Source organism: Mucilaginibacter sp. JRF (genome assembly GCF_015223065.1).
GTDB lineage: Bacteria > Bacteroidota > Bacteroidia > Sphingobacteriales > Sphingobacteriaceae > Mucilaginibacter.
Genome location: NZ_JADFBY010000006.1, coordinates 58,631 through 81,417 on the forward strand (window position 1 = coordinate 58,631; position 22,787 = coordinate 81,417).

The window sequence follows — 22,787 nt, forward strand, 5'->3', positions numbered from 1 at the left end:
AATTGAATTTCGCCGAGGTTTTCTTGTTTAAAATTGATTTGTAACAATTTGCTAAATCAATTTTATGCTGATACTGAAAACTATATATTTGGCTGAGCCGATTAATTTATAACGCATCCTGTAAAGAGGGATAAATACTTATACCATATTGAAAAAACTATACCTGATAATACTTACTGTTTTTTTATACGCCGGTGCATTCGCGCAGCAAATAGCCCCTTTTAAGGCGGGTGACAGGGTGGTGTTTACCGGCAACAGCATTACCGATGGCGGGCGCTATCATTCGTTTATATGGTTGTATTATATAACCCGTTTCCCCGGTATGCGTATCGACTGCTTTAACGCCGGTATCGGCGGAGATGTAGCCGGGCAGATGAATGAGCGTTTGGATGAGGATGTATTCGCCCGTAAGCCAACGGTTGTAACCCTCGGCTTTGGTATGAATGATACCGGTTACCAGTTTTTAGAAGGCGACAAGGCCGATTCAAATTACCGGGCTAAGATCAACACAGCTAAAAATAGCTTTGAATCCATCCAACAAAAATTGAACGCCCATCCTGATGTACGCAAGATAATGCTCGGCTCGTCACCCTATGATGGGGATGCGGAGATCAAAGCTCACCCCATACAAGGTAAAAATGAGGCTATCCAAAAAGTAATAGCCCTGCAAAAAGATGCCGCGAAGAAATACAAATGGGATTTTTTCAGCTTTAATGAGCCCATGCAGGCCATCAACCGCAAGCAACAGGTATCAAACCCGGGCTTTACCATGCAGGGTTTTGACCGTATTCACCCAACCATTGACGGGCACATGGTAATGGCCTACCTGTTTTTAAAAGCGCAGGGTTTTGCCGGTAAAAAAGTTGCCGAATTAGCTATCAACGCATCCGCAGGTAAAACAACGCTCGCCGAAAATTGCCGGGTCACCAATCTGAAAGCTAATAATAAATCTGTATCATTCACCTACCTGGCCAATGCCCTGCCTTATCCGCTTGATACAGTTTCAAAAGGCGGTCGCTCGCAGGCGGATGCCCAGAAGCTGGTGCCTTTTATCAAGGAGTTTAACCAGGAAGTTTTACAGGTTGCCGGATTGCAAAAGGGTAAAAGTTACATCATCAAAATTGATAGTACAAAAATAGGCACATGGCCCGCTGCCGAACTGGAAAAAGGTGTTAATATGGCAACAATAACCGCTACACCACAGTATCAGCAGGCGTTGGCCATTATGCACCTTAATGAGGAGCGCTGGGCCATTGAACGCCGCCTGCGTGAATACTGGTGGCTGCATTACTCGATATTAAAACCCAAAGGTTTATTGTATAACGATAGTGAAGCCACTGTGGATTCGGTAAAGAAGTACGCCCAAAAAGACTTTTTTGTAGGCGCAGTACTTAATACTTACTACCAGGCAAGGCTAAAGCCCGTGCGCGATGCCTGGCAAAAGGAAATAGAGCTATTAACCAATGAGTTATACCTTATAAATCAGCCGAAGGCACACAAGGTTAGCATAGAAATTGACGAACATTAATGAAGCATATACTTAAAAGCCGGATCAAGCTGTTTTGCGCCGCAATTGCCTTTGCTTGCGCGGGCGTGAATGCCCATGCGCAACAGGCCTATTTTATTGATGGTTATCATGGCGGTATTTGGGGGCATTACCCCGACTGGAATACCCGCTTTATGGTTGATATGCTCAACAAGCATCCGTACTGGAAAATAAATTTGGAGATAGAGCCCGAAACCTGGGATCGTGCCGCTAAGGTTGACCCGCAGGCTTTCGCGGAATTTAAGGCGCTGATGGCTGATCAGTCGGTTAACGGACGGATGGAATATGTTAACCCGGCCTATGCCCAAAGCTATATGTATAATATTGATGGCGAGAGTATTATCCGTCAGTTGGGTTATGGCATCAAAAAATTAAAGGCTACCTTCCCTGGGATACAGTTCAATACCTATTCGTCCGAAGAACCTTGTTTTACTAATGCCCTGCCGGGGATACTTCGGTCATATGGGTTTAAATACGCATCGCTCAAAAACCCTAATACCTGTTTTGGTGGCTATACAAAAGCATTTGGCGGCGAATTGGTTAACTGGATAGGTCCGGATGGTAGCGCTATTACCACGGTTCCCCGTTATGCCGTTGAGCAACTCGAACCAAAATCAACATGGCAAACCATTGGCTGGAATAATAGTCCTGACTACATCAACGCAGCCCTGAAATATGGCATAAAGCACCCAATCGGCATGACTTTGCAGGATGCAGGCTGGAAGAACGGCCCTTTTCTGGATCAGAAAGATCCGGCAACGCAAAAACAATACACCACATGGCGCAACTATTTTGAGCAGATAACCAAAGGTGAAAAGGCAACAGACTGGCGTGTGAGTCAGGAAGATATTTTAGTGAGTTTGGTTTGGGGATCGCAGGTTACACAGCAGATAGCCCAACGGGTACGTGCCGCCGAGAACAAAATATTGCAGGCCGAAAAATTATCAGCCATAGCAGCATTAAGTGGTGACAATAAGCTCACCGCCAATTTTGATGATGCCTGGCGCATGCTCATGCTGGCGCAACACCACGATTGCTGGATAGTACCCTACAATGGTGACAAAGGCGATACCTGGGCCGATAAGGTTAAGGGCTGGACAGCAAATACCATCAGGCAGAGCGACAGCCTAACTAAAGCATCCATCAATAAAACAGCACAGGCCGGGAATATCATCACTGTTTACAACACCCAGGCTCATAGCAGGCAGCAAGCGGTAAGTGTAGCCCTATCCGCAGGTATGGTGATCAGGGATGTTAAGGGCAACACCATACCATCGCAAATTAACGGAGATAGCGTGTTGTTTATGGCTAACGTACCGTCATTCGGTTATGCTACTTATCGTTTTGAAAAGGGAACAGCAAAGGCAACGCCGGGCGTAAAGGTCACCAAATTGGCGGATGGTAAATATGTGGTTGAATCAGATCTGTATAGCTTAACCATAGATGCCTACAAAGGCGGCAGTATTACCGCATGGTATGATAAACGTTATAAAAAGGAACTGGTAGATAAGCAGAATGCTAACGGTTTCAATTCGCTTCGTGGTAATTTTTATGAGGATGGCGGGTTTAAATCGAGCAAAAATTCGCCTGCCGAAATAACTGTTGTGGAGCAAGGGCCGGTTCGCGCTACTTTGCTGATAGCTACAAATATTTCAGGTACCAAGGTAAAGCAACGTATCAGTCTCGTTGCCAATGATCCGGTTGTTGATATGCGGGTGGATATTGACTGGCAGCGCAACGTTAAGGTAGGCGAGTATGTTGATAAAAGCAATTACAAATGGACCGACTATAAAAAGCCATTTTATAACGATAGCAATAAGCTGCTTACCGTGTTCCCATTGGCCTTGAAAGATCAAAAAGTTTACAAGAACGCCCCATTTGAGGTAACTGCCAGTAAGCTGAAAAGCACCTTTTTTAACAGTTGGGATAGCATCAAAAATAATGTGATACTCAATTGGGTTGATGTTATGGCCGGCGATGGTAGCTACGGTGTGGCCCTGTTTACCGACCATACTACCAGCTATACGCATGGCGATAATTTCCCGCTGGGGTTGGTTGCGCAATACTCGGGTATGGGTTTATGGGGGCGGGATTATTTTACAGATGGGCCAACATCTATACATTATGCCTTGCTGCCGCATGCGGGTTTGTGGGATAAGGCTGGTATCTGGTCGGCCTCGGCAGGATGGAATGAGCCATTGGTGGCATCGGTGTCAAATGCTAAACCATTATCTGTAAACCGATCGTTGATAGATGTTGAGAAAACAGGTTTAGCAATAACGGCTGTCACTAATGATGAAAAGGGCATACTTTTGCGTTTGTTTAATGCCGAAGGTGCATCGGGCAATAAAGCTATAAAACTGAATTTCGCCATAAAAAAGGCTGAATTGGTTGAGTTGGATGGGCGCGATGCAGGTAGCCTGATAGTAAAAAAACTAAACAACGGCAGTTCGCAAGTTCAGTTTTCGATGCCAAAATTTGGTTTCCGTACGTTGCATTTAGTTAGATGATGAGCGGTTTAGAAATAAATAATATAAAATTTGCTAAATCGATTAAAAGAAAATTATATTTGTTGATAACCAATTTATTATTTCGCAAGGCTAAAACCTCGCGGCGAGCCAATTACCTGATGAAACTAAAACTGCTTGGCGCTTTATCATTCTTTATAGCCGGTACGCTTGCTGCCGTTAACGCGCAGGATGTTGCCCATTACGTAAACCCGTTTATTGGTGCAAGCACCAGTTCGGCAGCGGCGGGGGTGTACCATGGCCTGGGCAAAACCTTTCCGGGTGCTGATGTGCCTTTTGGTATGGTGCAGGTAAGCCCCAATACCATTACCGGTGGCGATAATGCGCCGGGTTACAGCTATGAGCATACCAGTATTGAAGGGTTCGCCTTTACGCAAATGAGCGGTGTGGGCTGGTATGGCGATCTGGGCAACTTTTTAGTAATGCCTACAATGGGCGATCTGAAAACCAGCGCCGGAACCTTGCAGAAACCCGATAGCGGCTACCGCCAAGCCTTTGATAAGAAAACCGAAAAAGCATCAGCGGGCTATTACGCTGTTACGCTTAACGATAATATAAAAGCCGAAATGGCGGCCGCGCCGCATAGTGGTATGCTGCGTTTTACCTTTCCGCAAAACAAACGGTCGCGCATACAAATTGATTTGGCCCGCAGGGTAGGTGGTACATCAACCTTACAATATGTAAAGGTGGTGAATGATCACGCCATTGAAGGCTGGATGAAATGTACACCCGATGGCGGCGGCTGGGGCAACGGCGATGGGCATGCCGAGTACACCGTTTATTTTCATGCCGAGTTTAGTAAACCGCTTAAAAACTACGGTGTTTGGAGTGTCGATATCCCCGATGATTGGAGCCGTAAACTGGAAGATGTAATAAGCGCCCGTTATCAGGAGCGAGTAGCGCAAGCACAGGTAATCAAGGGCGTAAAGGAGAAAGAAGGCAAGCATCTTGGTTTTTATACCGAGTTTGAAACCACCGCCAATGAGGTGGTGCAATTAAAGGCCGGTATATCCTTTGTAAGTATTGATGGCGCCCGCAAAAACTTGCAGCAAGAAACAAAGGATTGGAATTTTGATGGCGTGCATCAAAAGGCTATCGCTTTATGGAACAAGGCGCTCTCCAAAATAAAAGTAGATGGCGGTACCGAGGAGGAGAAAACTGTTTTCTATACCTCACTGTACCATACCATGCTCGACCCACGGATAGTACAGGACGTTGACGGACAATATCCCGGTGGCGATGGTAAGGCGCACCGCTCGGCTATGTTCACCAAGCGTACTATTTTTAGCGGTTGGGACGTGTTTCGTAGTCAGATGCCCCTGCAAACTATTGTGAACCCAACTTTGGTGAATGATATGATCAACTCATTGGTCACCCTGGCTGATGAGAAAAACAAGAACTACCTGGAACGTTGGGAGCTGTTAAACGCATATAGCGGTTGTATGTTGGGTAACCCGGCAGTATCGGTTATTGCCGATGCTTATGCTAAAGGCATACGTGGTTTTGATGTTAAAAAGGCCTATCAGCTATCTGTAAATTCAGTTGAAAAATTTGGGAATGGCGAGCGTGGTTATACCGCAGGTTCGGTAGGTTTATCGTACACGTTAGAGTATGCTTATACCGATTGGTGTGCCGCGCAACTGGCAAAGGCTGTGGGTATTAAGGCTGATCAGGATAAATACATGAAACGCGGCCAGGCATACAAAAATCTATTCGATAGTGAAAAAGGCTGGTTCAGGCCGCGCGAAGAAGATGGCAGCTGGATAGCCTGGCCTGATTCAGGGCGTTTAAAGCAATGGTACGGTTGTATGGAAAGCAACCCCTACCAGCAAGGCTGGTTTGTGCCGCAGGATGTGGATGGCATGGTAGCCCTAATGGGTGGCCGTGAAAAGGTGGTGGCCGATCTGGAAAACTTCTTTACCAAAACGCCCAAAAACATGATGTGGAACGATTATTACAACCACGCTAACGAGCCGGTGCATCATGTTCCGTACCTGTTCAACCGCCTGGGTAAGCCTTGGTTAACCCAAAAATGGACACGCACAATCACCCGTGATGCCTATCACAATGGGGTAGAGGGATTGGTTGGTAATGAGGATGTTGGGCAAATGTCGGCCTGGTATGTACTGTCGGCTATGGGTATACACCCGGTTTGCCCCGGCGAAACACGTCAGGAACTGACAAGTCCGGTATTCAATAAAGTTACTATCGCCTTAGATAAAGGTAAGGCATTCAATATAGTAGCTAAAAATAATTCGGCCACCAATATATACATACAAAAGGCTACGCTTAATGGCAAACCATACAACAAAAGCTATATCGACTACCGCGATATTATGGCCGGTGGCACATTGGAGTTTGTAATGGGCGCATCGCCTGCAAAAAACTGGGGTTTAACAAAATAGATAACACACCACGGAGAAAGGCATTTCTTCGCTTAAATCACTAAATCGATTAAATGAATATGCTGTTTAGATCGAACCAAAAAAAATTAAGCCGCCTGGCTACCGCCTCGGCATTGCTTTTAAGTATTAATGTATCGCCATTATCGGCCCAAACCGTGGCGCCTTTTAAAAATGGCGATAGGGTAGCCTTTGTAGGTAACAGTATTACCGATGGAGGCCATTATCACTCGTATATGTGGCTGTATTACATGACGAGGTTTCCCGATCTTAAAGTTACCTTTTTGAATGCCGGTATAGGTGGCGATGTATCAAAGCAACTATCGCGCAGGCTGGATGATGATGTGCTGGCCCGCAACCCAACGGTAGTAACCCTAACCTGGGGCATGAATGATACCGGCTACATGGAGTGGTGGAAGGATGACGCGCAGGAAACCTTCAGAAAACGCCTGGATACGTCTAAAAAGTACTATCACATTATGGAAGCCAAGCTTAAAAAGCTGCCTAATGTGCGTAAAATAATCATTGCCTCATCGCCGTACGATGAAACTACCACCTCAGCGCCTAACAACGTATACAAAGGTAAAAGCGCGGCTTTGCTTAAAATAGCCGAGTTTCAGCAGCAGGCCGCTAAAAGTAATGGCTGGGGATTTATTGATCTGAATCGCCCGATGACGGCCATCAACCAAAACGGACAAAGAACAGACCCGGCCTACAGTTTAACGCCAAACGACCGCATCCACCCGGATAATGACGGCCATATGGTGATGGCTTACCTGTTGCTAAAAGCACAAGGGCTGGCCAACCGCCCTATTGCCGATGTGGTGGTTGATGCAGGCAGTGCAAAGTCGACCAAAGCATTAAACGCTAAAATTACAAACGTTGCCCGTACACCTAACGGCATCAGCTTTAACTATTTGGCAGGTGCCCTGCCTTACCCTATGGATACCATAAGCCGTGGCTGGGGCAATAAACGCAAGCAAGCCGACGCGCTTAAAGTGATACCGTTTACCAAAGAGTTTAACCAGGAATTGCTTACGGTAAAAGGTCTTTCGGCAGGTAATTATAGTTTGCAGATAGATGGTGAGGCGGTAGGCAGCTGGTCTGCCGATGATTTGGCTAAAGGCATAAACCTGGCCGAGCAAACCAATACGCCGCAGTATCAGCAAGCCTTACAGATCATGACGCTGAACGAGGAGCGCTGGGAAATAGAGCGCCGTTTCCGCAACCATGCCTTTATTGAGTTTAATGTATTGTTCGATCGTGGTCTGTACAATGCCGATAACAAAGTGGCTATGGATACCGTGAATGCCGTTGCCAAGCGCGAAATATTTGTAGCGGGCAACAAGCAAAACTACCTCATGTCGCAATATAAAACCGTACGCCAGGCCTGGCAAAAAGAAATGGATGTGCTTATCGCACAGATATACAGCATAAATAAACCCCTTAACCGTAAGATCACCCTAACCCGTACCAACTAAGCCATCATGTTTAAAAAAGTTTACCAATTGCTTGCCGCTGCCATTTTATGCGGATGCCTCGCTTTTAACGCCCATGCCGCCAAGGTTGATACGGTTACCACCCACAGCGATATTATGCACAAGGATATCAAAGCCGTGGTGATGCTGCCCAAAAGTTATTCGGCTAAAAAGCATTACCCGGTGGTGTACCTGCTGCATGGTTTCAGCGGTAATTATGCCGACTGGATCAGTAAAGATCCCGCGGTGAAAGATCTGGCTGATATGTATAACTGCCTGATAGTGTGCCCCGATGGTGCTTTTGCCAGCTGGTATATGGATAGCCCTGTTAATAAGGATTGGATGTACGATACTTATGTATCAAAGGAGTTGGTGCAGTATGTCGATTCGCATTTTTCAACGATAGCTAACCGTACAGGCAGGGCAATAACCGGCCTAAGCATGGGCGGGCATGGCGCGCTTTCAATGGCCATCAACCATCAGGAAATTTATGGTGCGGCGGGCTCAATGAGTGGTTGTGTTGATCTGCGCCCTTACGCGAAGGATTTTGGCATCAACCAAATATTAGGCAAGTATGAGGATGACCCCATAAGCTGGGAAAATCACAGCGTATTTCACCTTGCCGCAAAACTTAAACCCGATGCACTGAAGCTGGTAATTGACTGTGGCTGTGATGATTTCTTTATCAACATCAACAACGCTTTTCATCAGCAACTGCTAAACGCTAAAATACCACACGATTATACCGTGCGCCCCGGCGGGCATACCTGGGAGTACTGGAGCAACTCCATCAACTATCAAATGCTGTTTTTTAAAAGATACTTTAATAGCTAAACTGATTTATAGTTTGTAAGACATTGATATTTTGATAATTGAAAAATATTTATGTTGATAAAAGTGATAAAAAAGTATTCGTTATGATAAAATAATACTAAAAGTATCAAATTTGATACTAAAAATTCACTAAATCGATTTTATTTAATTAAGTTTGATATACAATAATCCAATTATTTCCGGCCTTTAAAGGCAACCAATTATTCGTCCGCCTGACCAGTGGGCTAACCTTAAAATTCAAATTATGATATGAAGAATCTCTACTATGTTTTCTTCTGGGGTATTGCCGTTGCTGCAATTTCGTCCTGCAAAAAGGATGGCTTTTTGGGGCAAACGCAAACCAGCAACTTAACCGAAGATGTTGTTTTTAAGGATAGCGTTAACACAACGGCCTTTTTAACCAACATTTACATCAACATAGGTTTTAGCGAAGGCGCCACACGGTTTAGCAATGGCGGGTTGGATGTCGCGTCGGACGAGGCGAAGCCTTACGATAATTCGGCAACCACAACCATCGGCTTCGCTAACGGTTCGGTTGATGCCAATACCGTGGCGGGCGATGCTTACAGTATCTGCTATACCAACATCAGGGCTGTGAATGTGCTGTTTAAAAACCTGCCCAAAGCACCCTTGCGTGCCGAAACCAAGGCTCAAATGAAAGCCGAAGCCCGTTTTTTACGTGCCTGGTATTACGCTATACTGCTTAAGCATTACGGTGGCATACCCCTCGTGGGCGATACGGTTTACAGCTATAAAGATCATATACCTGCCCAGCGCGCCAGCTTTAAGGATTGTGTAGATTACATTGTAGCCGAGTGCGATTCGGCAGCGACGGTATTGCCCGTAAAGCAGGAGGGCTTGCTATTCGGCCGGGCATCGGGCAGCGCATGTATGGCTTTAAAGATGCGTGTGCTGTTGTATGCCGCAAGTCCTTTATTTAATGATCCTTCACCGGGTGCCGATTCGCCGCTGGGCATAGCATCAGGCAATGTAAAACCGTTGGTAGGCTACACCGAATATGATGTTAGCCGCTGGCAAAAAGCCGCCGATGCTGCCAAGGCCTTGATGGATCTTAACCAGTTTCAACTGGTGGTTGATAATGCTACCGCCGCCGGTTATGGTTTTCAATACCTGTTTTCGCAACGGGTTAATACCGAGTATGTATGGCAGTTAATGAAGGGCAGCAACCAGGATCTGGAAAATGCCTATTTGCCGCCATCGCGGGGTGGGCATGGTGGCGGTTTCCCGTACCAGGAATTTGTTGATGCCTTTGAGATGAGCAATGGTTTACCTATTACCGATCCGGCTTCGGGTTATGATGCCAATGATCCCTATCACGGCCGCGACCCAAGGTTAGCGTACTCCGTATTGCACGATCAATCTAAATATATCACCAATATGAGCTTAACGCCAACGCCCATCAATATTTATACGGTGAACGGGCAGGGTGTAGGTGTTGATGCCATATACGCGGGCACAAAAACGGGTTACTACAGCAATAAGATGCTCGACCCGGAAGCGGTGCCTAACTCATTCAATCAATCTGACCGCTGTATACCCCTGATCCGCTACGCGGAAGTTTTACTGAGCTATGCCGAAGCCATTAACGAGCTTAATGGCCCGGCAGAAGCCTATGCCCCTGTTGAGCAGATACGCATGCGGGCGGGGTTAAATCCATACCAATTACCTGTGGGTTTGACCAAAGAGCAGATGCGCAGCGCCATACAGCACGAACGCCGTATTGAACTGGCCTTTGAAGGTCACCGCTTTTGGGATGTGCGCCGCTGGAAACTGGGCAACACGCAGGATGTACAGTTAACCGGCTTAGAGGTTAAGCGTACCGGCGCGGGCGCATTGGTAGGCTACAATCGTGTTAACGTGCGCAAGCATGGCTTTAAACCTGCGCTTTACCTGTGGCCATTACCATCAGGCGAGGTGGCGAAATCGCCATTAACGTTGCAAAATCCGGGTTATTAATTCTTTAAATATCATAAGATATGCTTTCAGGAGTAAATAGAATAAGGCGGCATAAGTTATTGATGCTTATGTGTTTGGCCATTGTAGCAATGGCAAGTGCCTGCAAAACCGAGCGCATTGTACCGGTGGTTGATGAGAGTGTGAAAAGCCTTAACGGTACCTGGGCCATAGTATCGGCAACGCAAAACGGCCGCGAACTTACCAAAGTGACCGGTATTATGGATGAGCTGAGCCAATTCAGGATAACTTTTACGGATGATAAATACACCATACAAAACCCGGTGCCATTTATTGTTAGCGGTAACGGCGCTTACAAGTTCAATGATCCGCAGTACCCGTTTGATATAACCTTTACTGCCGATACGGCATCGGCTCCGCAAAAATCAACATTCCTGTTCCCGGTGGTGCAGGGCGAGCGTAGGTTCACGCTCACATTCAGCCCCGGTTGCGATAAGAATGTTTACAAGTACACCCTCAAAAAAGTTAACCCCTAAAGTAAAATGCTTATGAAAAAGTATTTACAAAATATACGGACTAAACTGCTGCGCTACACCGTGCTGGCCGTTTTTATCCTGATGCTGACGAATTGCGAGTTTTTGATAACCTCTATTCAGCAGCCCGAAACCGCCAATGCCGGCGATGTGATCACCGTAACCCTTAAGGCCGAATTTAACGATCTGGCGGCGTACTCTAAAAAGATCATTGTAGGCATATTGGCACCTAAAAGCTGGAAACTGGGGCAAAACACTACCATTACCTATACCTCAAGCAAAGGTAATGGCAGGCTTACGCTGATACCAAGTACCGAGGTTGCGGCCAGCGCCAAAAACGGCGAAAACTGGTCAACCCACATGAAAGATAAGATGGGCATCGGCCCTAACTATATTGACGATATGGAGTGGGTGCCTTTTCAAACGGTTGAAAGTATATCGGTTAATAATGGCGATGATATACCGGCCACTTTCACTATAAAAATAAAGGTGGGGGTTGATGGCCTGAATACTTCGGCACGCCTGGGTTATGTAGTGTGTAACAACACCGACGGGCTTGATGGAGGTACCACCAACCTGTGGCCTTACAAATTTGCCGATTGTTTGCAGGTAGTAGGCGAGGGCGATCTGATAGATTATTGTAATCCATCATTAGCGGTGCTTAACCCTGTAAAGGCTCTGGATAATGATTATGAATCCATCACCTTTGATAACACCGTGGTTGAAACCGCGCTTAAGGGACAAAACGAGATATACTTTTGCGGCACCGCCCACACCAGCGATGGTAAGGATATTGAGGTTTGCGCGCAAAATGCCGCCTCGAAAATGACGGAAACCCAACCCAATAAATTCCAGATAACGTTTTGGCCGCGAAAGTTTTTCAACGCGGCGGCAGGGCAAACCCTCACCAGTATCGATTACTTTTTTACCAATAAAGATGGCACCATAAAGGTAGGTTATGGCAATACCGATGCCCCCTTTAAACTAAATTTTGTTTGTGAGTAAGGCATAGCGGCAAAGGCAGGCTTCAGGTAGCAAAAACAGCGAATTTTTATAGCAAAATATGTGTTGCCCGGCCCGGCCTATGCCCAGTTTTTAAAATATAAACCTCAAATCTGATGCAATATAGATACGTTACAAAAAGTATTTTGATGCTGCTGATCATGGCGATGGCGGGGCTTAACCGCGCCCGTGCGCAAGGCGGCGGCACAGTGAGCGGTACGGTTTTCAATCAGTTCAATATCCCCCTTAAGGGCATAAAGGTAGTGGTGCTTAAATCTACCGATACCATTACTACTGATGACAAGGGAAACTTTAATATAGCCGCCCCACGAGGCAGCACGTTGCAAATCACTGGCACGGGCTACAACGTGGCGCAATACAGGGTAAAGGCCGATACGGTAGGCATCCAGCTATCCGAAAAGTTTTTGCGCAATCCGCAAAAGCTTGATGTGCTGTACAATACCGTAAACGCCGATGATAATCTGGCGGCGGTATCAACCATATACACTAATCAGCTTACTACTACGCCGGGCTCGTTGTATACATATGCCTTGCCGGGGCAGTTGGCCGGTTTGTATACCAGGCAGCGCAGTGGTTTCCCTAATCCGCAGGCGGGCTCACCAACAACAGGCTCGTTCGGTTTCAACTATGTATCAGGCCGAAACATCAAGGCTGATGATAATAACGGGCAGTTTGATCTGCAAGTGCGTGGCGCGGTTAATCCGTTCAACGGGGCACAGGCACCCATCACCGTTATTGATGGGGTGCAGCGCGAGCTGTCCTCTATCGATCCGGAAACTATTGAATCGGTATCGGTATTAAAGGATGGTTTATCAACCATTTTGCTGGGTATCAACAGCTCGAACGCGGTATTGCTTATAACCACTAAAAAAGCGCAACAAGGCCGTACTTTGATATCGTTCACCGCTCAGCAGGGCATACAGCAATCGTTAGGCTTGCCAACACCATTAGCGGCTTCACAATATGCTTATTTATATAACGAAGCATTGCAAAATGATGGCCGCTCACCTGTTTATACCGGTGCCGATTTTGACGCTTACCGTAACGGTACTGATCCATACGGCCACCCGGATGTTAACTGGTTTAAAACCCTGCTTCGCAAAAACGCCCCCATGCGTAATTATAAGCTGAACATTACGGGCGGTAACGCTGTGGCACGCTACTCGGTATCGCTTAATTATTTTAATCAGGAGGGGATACTTAATGCCGATAAATCATTATCGTACAATACCAATACCAACCTGAGCAGGTACATTCTTAACTCCAACATTAACATCACCGCCAGTAAGGATTTTGATATCGACCTGCAACTGTTTGGCCGAGTGCAAACCATTACTTACCCGGGGCAGGGTGGTACAGGGTTCACTACTATTCTGGACAGACTTTATGGTACGCCAGGCAACGCTTACCCGGTTTATAATCCCGACGGATCATTTGGTGGGCAAAATCTTGACTACTACAATAACAACTTGCTGGCCATGAGTCAATACTCGGGCTATACCAATACCCAAAACCATGATATATTGACCAATATTGATCTGAAGTACGATCTGGGCAGAAGCATCAAAGGTTTATCACTACGTGGTAAGGGTAACTTCGCTATCAACTCTCAAAACTTTATCGACCGTAGTTTGCAAAACGCGGTGTACCGCTACAATGCCGATGGTAGCTACAATACCTACGGTAACCCAAGGGCGCAAAGCAACAGCTTCAACAACGTATCGAACTCAAGATATGCCTATGCGCAGGCGGCGGTTAATTATGATCGCAGCGTAGGCGACCACAACTTTAACGCCATGCTGTTTTACGATTTCAGGTCGGTAGTGTTAACGTACGATCTATCGCGCTACATGCAAAACCGGGCCTTGCAGCTATCATACAACTATGCCAATAAATATTATTTAACCGGTACCATCAACAACAGTGGCGACGATCGTTATGCTCCCGGCCACCGTTATGGCTGGTATTATGCCGGTGGTTTGGGCTGGCAAATGGGTCGCGAAAGCTTTATAAAAGATAACATCAGTTGGATCAACTCGTGGAAATGGCGCGCCAGCTATGCTAATACCGGTAACGGTAATGTCGATCTGTCGGGTTATTTCAGTTACCGCAGTACTTACGATTCAGGTTCGGGCGGCGGTTATCCGCAAGGAACAGGTTATTCTACCGGCGGCGGTTATGGTGAGGTTAATGGCGTCATCAACCCCAACCTTAACCCTGAGCGTGCCCACAAGTTTAATTTAGGTACTGATATAGCCTTATTCAACAACAAGCTATTAGTTACTGCCGATTATTATTACACCCGCTATTACGATCTGCTGCGTACACGCGGCAGCAGCAACCAACTGATAGGCGCTACCTACCCGGTTGAAAATATTGGCATCAACAGAATATCGGGCGGTGAGCTTACGCTTACCCACCAAAGCAACATTGGCGATTTTAATTACTTTATTACCGGTAATGCTAATATAGTAGCCACCAAACAGGTATATGCTGATGAATTGCAGCAAATGTACCCATGGATGACGCGTACAGGTCAGCCGCTATCGGCCATATATGGTTATACCTCTTTGGGTTTCTTTAACACCCAGGCCGAAGCCAGCAGCAGTGCCACCACAGCCGGTTATACCGCCAAACCGGGCGATATAAAATACAAGGATCTGAATAATGATGGAATTATTGATCAAAATGATGCATCGGCCATTGGCGGGTTGAAGCCTTTGCTTTACTATGGATTGAACCTTGGTTTTAATTACAAAGGATTTAACGTGAGCGCCATATTCCAGGGTGTGGGCAATAGCCAGATGATATTTAATCAGGGCGATATTACCCAGGGCTTTATGGGCAAGGGCGGCTTCGGTACCGCACCATACGGACAGGCCTATACCACTATACTTAACCGCTGGACACCTGAAACTGCCGCAACGGCCACATCGCCGCGTTTAACGGCGGGTGCTAATCCTAATAATGGCGCGGTATCAACATTTTATCTGCACTCGGGCAATTATATGCGCTTAAAAAATGCCGAGGTAGGTTATACGCTGCCATACTCGGTTACCTCAAAATTTGGCGTTGCCAACCTGCGGGTATTTGTGAACGGCGAGAATTTGGTCACCCTGTCTGACTTCAAGGATTTTGACCCGGAAGTGAACGGATTGGCGTACCCCATAATGCGGGTGTTTAACGCAGGGATAAGTGTAAAATTATAACGATAGCTAACGTGAAAGTCATGAAAACATTATACAAAATAATAACAGTGATCACCGTGGTTGGCATAGCCGCAGGCTGTAAAAAGTATGAGCCTGTACCTGCCGAGCAACGCACCATCGATTATGTTTTTGATAAGGACGATTCGTTGGGTACCAATGCTTACGCCTACCTCAACAGCGTTTACGCCTTCCTTAAATCGGGCCATAATCGTGTAAATGGTGAATATTTGGACGCCGCTACTGATGATGCCGTATCAGCAACCAACAACGCTACTATTGATGTTTACCGCCTGGCAACCGGCGCGTATAACGCCACCAACCTGCCTGCCGGAGATAACATTTGGGAGGATAGCTACAAAGCCATCAGGCAGGCTAATATATTTATCAGCAATATTGATATAGTGCCGGTTAAGGATCAATTACGCCCCGGCGTATCCATGAAATACGCCTGGAAAAGCGAAGCCCGCTTTTTACGTGCCATGCAATACTTTAACCTGCTTAAGCGCTATGGCGGCGTGCCCCTGCTTGGCGACCGTGTGTTTACCCTTGATGATGACCTGCGTCTGCCCCGCAATACTTTTGAGGATTGCGTGGAATACATAGTTAACGAGTGCGATGCCATAAAGGATAGTATGCTTACCGTGCCGCTGGCCAACCCATCAGCCAACTCGCAGCGGGCAACAAACGCGGCAGCGCTGGCCTTAAAGGCAAAGGTGTTGCTGTATGCAGCAAGTCCATTATTTAACGGTGGTAACATTGATGCCGCTAACCCGCTTACTGGCTATACAAACGCTAATGACAGCCGCTGGCAGCGTGCGGCTCAGGCAGCTAAAGCGGTGATGGATCTGAATGCATTTTCATTAGTGGCCGATTATAAGAACGCGTTTATTACCCAGGTACCCGCCAACACCGAGGTGATATTTCAGCGGCCTAACGGGCAAACCAACACGGTTGAATCAAACAACGGGCCTATAGGTTTTACCACCAACCCGATAGGGCAGGGCAAAACCAGCCCAAGCCAAAACCTGGTTGATGCCTTTGGTATGAAGAATGGTTTGGCCATAACCGATGCCGCATCGGGCTACAATGCTAATGATCCGTATGCTGATCGTGATCCGAGGCTTACGGCTACTATATTCTATAATAATTCGCCCTGGCTAAATTCAACGGTGCAAACCTATGAGGGTGGCCGCAGCAAGCCTAACATTGGCACACTGCAAACCATTACGGGTTATTACATGCGCAAGTTTATGGCGCTGTACGAAACGCAGAGCAACTACGCCAGTTCGCCCGAGGACTGGATGATATTCAGGTATGCCGATATTTTGCTGATGTATGCCGAGGCAGCCAACGAGGTGATGCCCGCGCCTGATGCCTCGATATACGCGGCGGTACAACAGGTTAGGCAACGTGCCGGGCTGGACCCATACCAATTACCCGCCGGACTTACCCAACAGCAAATGCGCGAGGTTATACATCAAGAGCGCCGTGTGGAACTGGCCTTTGAGGAAAACCGTTTTTTTGATATACGCCGCTGGAAGATAGCCGAAACCGTGATGAACCAACCCATACAAGGGGTAACCATCAACAATACATCGGCAGGGTTTATCTATGCTTATGCCCCGGTGCTTACGCCAAAGTTTACGGCACCGGCCATGTATCTGTACCCCATCCCGTATAACGAAACGCTCAAAAATCCGAACCTGAAACAGAACCCCGGATGGTAATTAACCTACAGCCAATTATTTGAATCAAGATATTATCATGAGAAGATTAATACTATTACTCATAACAACCATACTACTGCCTGCCATGCTTTACGCGCAGCAACGGGAGGTAACGGGTACTGTAAAAGATGCCGGGGGTATTTTACCGGGCGCCACCGTAGTTGAAAAAGGATTGCCTGCCAATGTTACCATAACCGATGCCAACGGTAAGTTCAAAATTACTTTAAAGGGCACATCGGGCGTGTTGCTGGTAAAGTATGTGGGCTTTTCGCAAAAGGAAGCAAAGGTACCCGCATCAAACAATATTGATGTTATACTGCAATCAGCATCGCAAGATATGAATGAGGTGGTGGTAGTGGGCTATCAGCCTAAAAAACGTATAACCAGCACCGGCTCCGCCAGCCAGATCAGCGCCTCCGAAGTGCGTACCGTGCCAACAGCTAACGTGCAGAATACCCTTGCGGGACGTTTACCGGGTTTCTTTTCGCAGCAAACTTCGGGGCAGCCGGGCCGGGATGCGGCATCATTCTACATTCGTGGTTTAAGCTCTATCAATGGCTCGAATACGCCCCTTATAATTGTAGATGATGTGGAATACCAAGCCGACCAGGTGCAGCAGATCAACGTGAACGAAATTGAAACCATCACCATATTAAAGGATGCCTCAACCACAGCTATTTATGGTGTTAAGGGCGCTAACGGCGTATTGGTAATTACTACCCGCCGCGGTAAGGCAGGGGCGCCAAATGTGAATTTAAGGCTGGAGTCGGGTGTGCAATCGCCCACCAAGATACCGCAGTTTTTGAACGCCTATCAATCGGCACAACTCATAAACGAAGCTGAAGCCAATTATAATAACACCTACAACTTACCCAACGGTACCCTTTCGTTCACGGATGCCGATCTGGAAGCCTTCCGCACCGGAAGCGACCCTTACGGCCACCCAGATGTTAACTGGTACAAAGCCATTTTGAAAGATTACACCTTTCAGGCTAATTCAAATGTGGATATATCGGGTGGTACCAATAACGTTAAATACTTTATTACCGGCGGCGCGCTCACCCAAAATGGTTTGCTACGCAATTTTTCAGACCCGCAAAATCAGATCAATAGCGATTATGCCTTTAAACGCTACAACTTCCGCTCAAATCTGGATATGAAAGCTAACAAGAACCTAACCTTGCGGTTGGATTTGAGCGCGCGTTTCGGTATCATCAATCAGCCGCATACGGCTAATATTTTGAGTGAGATATATGATTTTACCAAGGTTACCCCATTCTCGGCCCCGTTCTTAAATCCTAACGGAAGCTACGCTTACAATTATTCGCAGTTTAACAGTACATCGCTTAAAAATACCCCGCAACAATTAAGTACCATTAACGCCCGCCTGGCCAACGGCGGGTATGACCGCAGCACCCGTACCGATTTTAACTCGCTGTTTGACATTAAGGAAAATCTTGATGGCATTACGCAGGGCCTGTCGGTTACTGGGCGCTTAAGCTATTCGAGTATTGAGCAGTATACCAAATCGTTATACCGATATAATAATTCGGGCTTGCCAACATTTAATCCCCCAAGTTATCATTACGACCCCAAGACAGACACCTACACACTTGATCCGCGCGGCAAATACGTATTGTCCGATTATAACCTGGAGGGTAACACCAACACGTACATTACCCGTGTAAACCTGCAAGCTTTTGCCACTTACGATAGGGTGTTTGATAATGCCCACCACGTAACCGGCTTGTTGCTGTATAACCAGTATCAGGATAATGATCAGGCTAACCCTCCGGCTAAATTCAGCGGTCAATCATTAAAGGTAGGCTATGGTTATAAAGATAAATACCTGATCGATTTTACGGGCGCTTACAACGGATCAGACAGGTTTGCGGCTAATCACCGTTTCGGATTTTTCCCGGCCATGTCAGTAGGTTACAACATCGCCAATGAAGATTACTTCAAAAATAACGTAAAGTTTGTGCAATACCTTAAGCTGCGTGCATCATACGGTATTGTAGGGTCTGACGCTATTGGCGGCTCACGTTACATTTACTCGCAGTTTTACAACACCGGTGGCGGCTATAACTTTGGGGTAAACCCGCAAGGTGCCAACAGCATAAGCGAGGGCACACTTGCCAATACCGATGTTTTCTGGGAATCGCAAAAGGAGTTTAACGTGGCGCTGGAATCAAACATGTTCAACAACAAGCTGAACGTGGTACTGGAGTATTTTCATAACACCCGCTATAACCAGTTGATCTATCCCGGAGATGTATCAAACGTAATTGGTATAGGCGTGCCTGCTGTAAACGGCGGTACATCAGTTAACCGTGGTTTTGAGGCGCAGATAGGTTACCAGGCATCCATTGGGCAGGTACAGCTGAACTCCAACCTGGTATTCTCGTACGCTAAAAATAAGATCATTGATCAGCGCGAGGCGGCACCGGCATACCCGTGGCTGTATCGTACCGGGCATCCTATCGGGCAAATATTTGGTTATAAATACATTGGCTATTATACCCCGGAGGATGTGGAGAAGATAAACAGCAACGCTCCCGACCGCCCGGCCATACCCGGCAATGGTGCCCGTATACAGGCCGGTGACCTGAAATATCAGGATATTAACCAGGATGGCAAAATAGATGTGTACGACCAAACCGCTATCGGTAGCCCTAACGTGCCTAATACCTTTGTGGGTTTAACTTTGGGTGCAACGTATAAAGGTTTTAGCCTGAATGTGCTGCTGCAAGGGGCGTACGGTTACAGCTTCGCGGTAGTTGGTACAGGTGTTGAGCCATTCAAGAGCCAGTTTCAGCCTATCCATCAGCAACGTTGGACACCGGCTACGGCTGCCACCGCGCAATTCCCGAGCCTGAGCACTGACCCGCTGACGGTGAGCAGTCCATCAAACTACCTGTCAGATTATTGGCTGATCAACGCGCATTACATTCGTTTAAAAAGTCTGGATTTTGGGTATCAGTTCCCAACCAAAATGTTGCCTTTTAATATCAAGAACGCCCGTTTGTACGTGAGTGCTTATAATCTGTTTACGTGGCGAAATTATGATAGGTATCAGCAAGATCCGGAAGTGGCTACAAGTTCGGCGGGCGATGTTTATCCTAATCAGCGTATTGCCAATCTGGGTATACAGGTAACATTTTAGTGGGATGAATATTAAGTACAACAAGTAAAATACATAATGATAACTTAGCCAAAAGCATTGTTCGGTTTACCAGGATATGCTTTTGGCTTTTGATATGAAATATTGATGATGCTGAGAAAAACTACCTATTTAAAAGTGGCCATTGCGGCCTTGTTAACAACCAGTACCGCCATGGCGCAGGTTAAGAATCTGGTGAGCTATGCCAATACCTTGCAGGGTACTAACAGTAAGTTTGAACTATCGTACGGTAATACTTACCCCGCCACCAGCGTGCCACTGGCCATGAACACCTGGACACCCCAAACCGGCAAAAACGGCGACGGCTGGAAATACCAGTATTTTGAAAATACCATACGTGGTTTTCAGCAATCGCACCAGTGCAGCTCATGGGTTAATGATTATGCCGTGTTTTCGCTGATGCCGGTTACCGGTAAACTGGTGGTAATGGATGATGACAGGACGGCAAAATTCTCGCATAAAAACGAGGTAGCGCAGCCCGATTATTACAAGGTTAAGCTGGATAATAACATTGTTACCGAGATGACCACTACCGAGCGTGGCGCGCACCTGCGTTTCAGTTTCCCGGCGGGTGCACCGGCTTATTTGGTGCTTGATGGTTACACCAAACAAAGCGCTGTTACCATATCTCCCGATAAAAAAAAGATAACCGGCTGGGTGAACAACTGCCGCTGGGCACCGCAGGATTTCAGGAATTATTTTGAACTGGAGTTTGATAAACCATTTAAAACATACGGTACCTGGGAGAACAAGAAAGGTGATATTAAACCTAACAATACCACTGATGAGGGCGATGGCAAGGGCGCTTATATTGAGTTTGAACCGGGCACCGTGGTGCAGGTAAAGGTGGCATCATCATACATAAGCCCTGAGCAGGCCAGCCTGAATTTAAATACCGAGTTGGGCAAATTCGCAAAGTTTGATAATACCAGGGCAGCATCGGCCAAACTGTGGAATAAGCTATTCAACCGTGTGCTGGTTGAGGGTGGTACCGAGGAAGAAAAGGCTACCTTTTACTCATGCCTGTATCGGGCAAACTTGTTTCCGCACCGTTTTTTTGAGTTGAATAAAGAGGGTAAACCCTATTATTATAGTCCGTATGATGGTAAGCTGCACGATGGTTACATGTTTACCGATAATGGTTTTTGGGATACCTTCAGGGCGCAATTCCCGCTGAATACTATTATTAACCCGACAGTAGAGGGACAATATATGCAGGCCCTGCTTGCCGCGCAGGAGCAATGCGGCTGGCTGCCATCGTGGTCGTTCCCGGCGGAAACAGGGGGGATGATCGGCAACCATGCCATATCATTATTAACCGACGCCTGGGTAAAGGGCATCCGCACATTCGACCCCGAAAAGGCGTTGAAGGCATACTATCACGAAGCTAATAACAAAGGCCCTTGGGGTGGCGCTAATGGTCGTGGTAACGCTAAGGAGTATAATGCCAATGGCTATGTGCCCTACTCCGAAAAAACGCTGGGTGCCACCGCGCAATCACTTGAATATGCTTATGATGATTTTTGCGGCTACCAGTTAGCCAAGGCCGTAGGCAATAAGGAAATGATGGCCGCTTTTAGCAAAAATATGTACAACTACAAAAGTCTGTACGACCCCGGTACCCGCTTTATGCGCGCTAAGGATGATCAGGGTAAATGGGTTGAGCCGTTCGATCCGCTGGATTGGGGAGGCCCTTATACCGAGGGTAATGCCTGGCACTGGCAATGGTCGGTTTTTCATGATGTACAGGGGCTGATCAACCTGATGGGCGGCGATAAGAATTTTACCGCCAAAATTGATTCGGTTTTCTCGCAACCTTCAACCATCAAGGTGGGGGGCTACGGTAGCGCAATACACGAAATGACCGAGATGGAACTCATCAATATGGGGCAATACGCGCATGGCAATCAGCCCATACAGCACATGATATACCTGTACAATTACGCCGGGCAGCCCTGGAAATCACAGGAGTACGCCCGTAAGGTTACCGAAAAGCTGTACAACGCTACCGAAAACGGTTATCCCGGCGATGAAGATCAAGGCCAAATGTCGTCGTGGTATGTGCTGAGCGCGCTGGGTATTTACAGCGTATGCCCGGGTACCGATCAGTATGTGATAGGCAGCCCCGTATTTAAAAAGGTAACCATCACCTTAGAGAATGGTAAGAAATTCATCATCCAGGCTGATAATAATAGCAAGCAAAACGTGTACATACAATCGGCCACGCTAAACGGTAAGCCGTACACGCATAACTGGTTGAGCCACCAGGCTATTATGAATGGCGGTACGCTGCGTTTTACCATGGGCGCAAAGCCTGCCTACAAGCGGGGTTTAGCAAAAGCTGATAAACCTTTTTCGGTTTCTACTGCTAAACCATAAAATAGTTTT

Annotated in this window: 12 protein-coding genes; all 12 read left to right on the top strand. The window is 46.9% G+C overall.

Translation table 11 applies throughout. The features are described from left to right. The first annotated feature begins 148 nt into the window (after positions 1–148). Positions 149–1,528, top strand: a complete 1,380-nt coding sequence (locus IM792_RS15220; protein WP_194102753.1) for an SGNH/GDSL hydrolase family protein — start codon at positions 149–151, stop codon at positions 1,526–1,528. Further along, positions 1,528–4,056, top strand: coding sequence for a glycoside hydrolase family 38 C-terminal domain-containing protein (locus tag IM792_RS15225; protein ID WP_194102754.1), 2,529 nt, complete (start codon positions 1,528–1,530; stop codon positions 4,054–4,056). Before IM792_RS15220 ends, IM792_RS15225 begins: the two co-directional genes overlap by 1 nt. Before the next feature lie 119 nt (positions 4,057–4,175). Beyond that, the gene (locus IM792_RS15230; RefSeq protein WP_194102755.1) at positions 4,176–6,479 is read left to right on the top strand and encodes a GH92 family glycosyl hydrolase; all 2,304 of its coding nucleotides are present in this window, start codon (positions 4,176–4,178) and stop codon (positions 6,477–6,479) included. A gap of 53 nt (positions 6,480–6,532) precedes the next feature. After that, on the top strand, positions 6,533–7,957 hold the full coding sequence (locus IM792_RS15235) for an SGNH/GDSL hydrolase family protein (protein WP_228085146.1): 1,425 nt from the start codon (positions 6,533–6,535) through the stop codon (positions 7,955–7,957). A 6-nt stretch (positions 7,958–7,963) separates the two neighbouring features. Continuing rightward, positions 7,964–8,788: an alpha/beta hydrolase family protein gene (locus tag IM792_RS15240; protein ID WP_194102756.1), complete on the top strand. Its 825-nt coding sequence runs from the start codon at positions 7,964–7,966 to the stop codon at positions 8,786–8,788. Positions 8,789–9,037: 249 nt separating this feature from the next. Continuing rightward, on the top strand, positions 9,038–10,765 hold the full coding sequence (locus IM792_RS15245) for a RagB/SusD family nutrient uptake outer membrane protein (protein WP_194102757.1): 1,728 nt from the start codon (positions 9,038–9,040) through the stop codon (positions 10,763–10,765). 89 nt (positions 10,766–10,854) lie between these two features. Continuing rightward, positions 10,855–11,259: a DUF5004 domain-containing protein gene (locus IM792_RS15250; RefSeq protein ID WP_194102758.1), complete on the top strand. Its 405-nt coding sequence runs from the start codon at positions 10,855–10,857 to the stop codon at positions 11,257–11,259. A gap of 12 nt (positions 11,260–11,271) precedes the next feature. Beyond that, positions 11,272–12,261: a DUF4961 domain-containing protein gene (locus IM792_RS15255; RefSeq protein WP_194102759.1), complete on the top strand. Its 990-nt coding sequence runs from the start codon at positions 11,272–11,274 to the stop codon at positions 12,259–12,261. Between the two features lie 113 nt (positions 12,262–12,374). Further along, positions 12,375–15,488, top strand: a complete 3,114-nt coding sequence (locus IM792_RS15260) for a SusC/RagA family TonB-linked outer membrane protein (RefSeq protein WP_194102760.1) — start codon at positions 12,375–12,377, stop codon at positions 15,486–15,488. A 20-nt stretch (positions 15,489–15,508) separates the two neighbouring features. Continuing rightward, the gene (locus tag IM792_RS15265; RefSeq protein ID WP_194102761.1) at positions 15,509–17,215 is read left to right on the top strand and encodes a RagB/SusD family nutrient uptake outer membrane protein; all 1,707 of its coding nucleotides are present in this window, start codon (positions 15,509–15,511) and stop codon (positions 17,213–17,215) included. Between the two features lie 37 nt (positions 17,216–17,252). Next, complete coding sequence (locus IM792_RS15270) at positions 17,253–20,381, top strand: TonB-dependent receptor (RefSeq protein ID WP_194102762.1); 3,129 nt, start codon at positions 17,253–17,255, stop codon at positions 20,379–20,381. 105 nt (positions 20,382–20,486) lie between these two features. Beyond that, a complete protein-coding gene (locus IM792_RS15275; RefSeq protein WP_194102763.1) occupies positions 20,487–22,778 on the top strand; it encodes a GH92 family glycosyl hydrolase in 2,292 nt (763 codons plus the stop codon). Positions 22,779–22,787 lie beyond the last annotated feature (9 nt).

Coding starts and splice junctions, on each gene's coding strand:
- IM792_RS15235 (WP_228085146.1), top strand. CDS start 6,533: ATGAATATGCTGTTTAGATCGAACCAAAAAAAATTAAGCCGCCTGGCT.
- IM792_RS15255 (WP_194102759.1), top strand. CDS start 11,272: ATGAAAAAGTATTTACAAAATATACGGACTAAACTGCTGCGCTACACC.
- IM792_RS15245 (WP_194102757.1), top strand. CDS start 9,038: ATGAAGAATCTCTACTATGTTTTCTTCTGGGGTATTGCCGTTGCTGCA.
- IM792_RS15240 (WP_194102756.1), top strand. CDS start 7,964: ATGTTTAAAAAAGTTTACCAATTGCTTGCCGCTGCCATTTTATGCGGA.
- IM792_RS15230 (WP_194102755.1), top strand. CDS start 4,176: ATGAAACTAAAACTGCTTGGCGCTTTATCATTCTTTATAGCCGGTACG.
- IM792_RS15265 (WP_194102761.1), top strand. CDS start 15,509: ATGAAAACATTATACAAAATAATAACAGTGATCACCGTGGTTGGCATA.
- IM792_RS15275 (WP_194102763.1), top strand. CDS start 20,487: ATGATGCTGAGAAAAACTACCTATTTAAAAGTGGCCATTGCGGCCTTG.
- IM792_RS15225 (WP_194102754.1), top strand. CDS start 1,528: ATGAAGCATATACTTAAAAGCCGGATCAAGCTGTTTTGCGCCGCAATT.
- IM792_RS15260 (WP_194102760.1), top strand. CDS start 12,375: ATGCAATATAGATACGTTACAAAAAGTATTTTGATGCTGCTGATCATG.
- IM792_RS15250 (WP_194102758.1), top strand. CDS start 10,855: ATGGCAAGTGCCTGCAAAACCGAGCGCATTGTACCGGTGGTTGATGAG.
- IM792_RS15270 (WP_194102762.1), top strand. CDS start 17,253: ATGAGAAGATTAATACTATTACTCATAACAACCATACTACTGCCTGCC.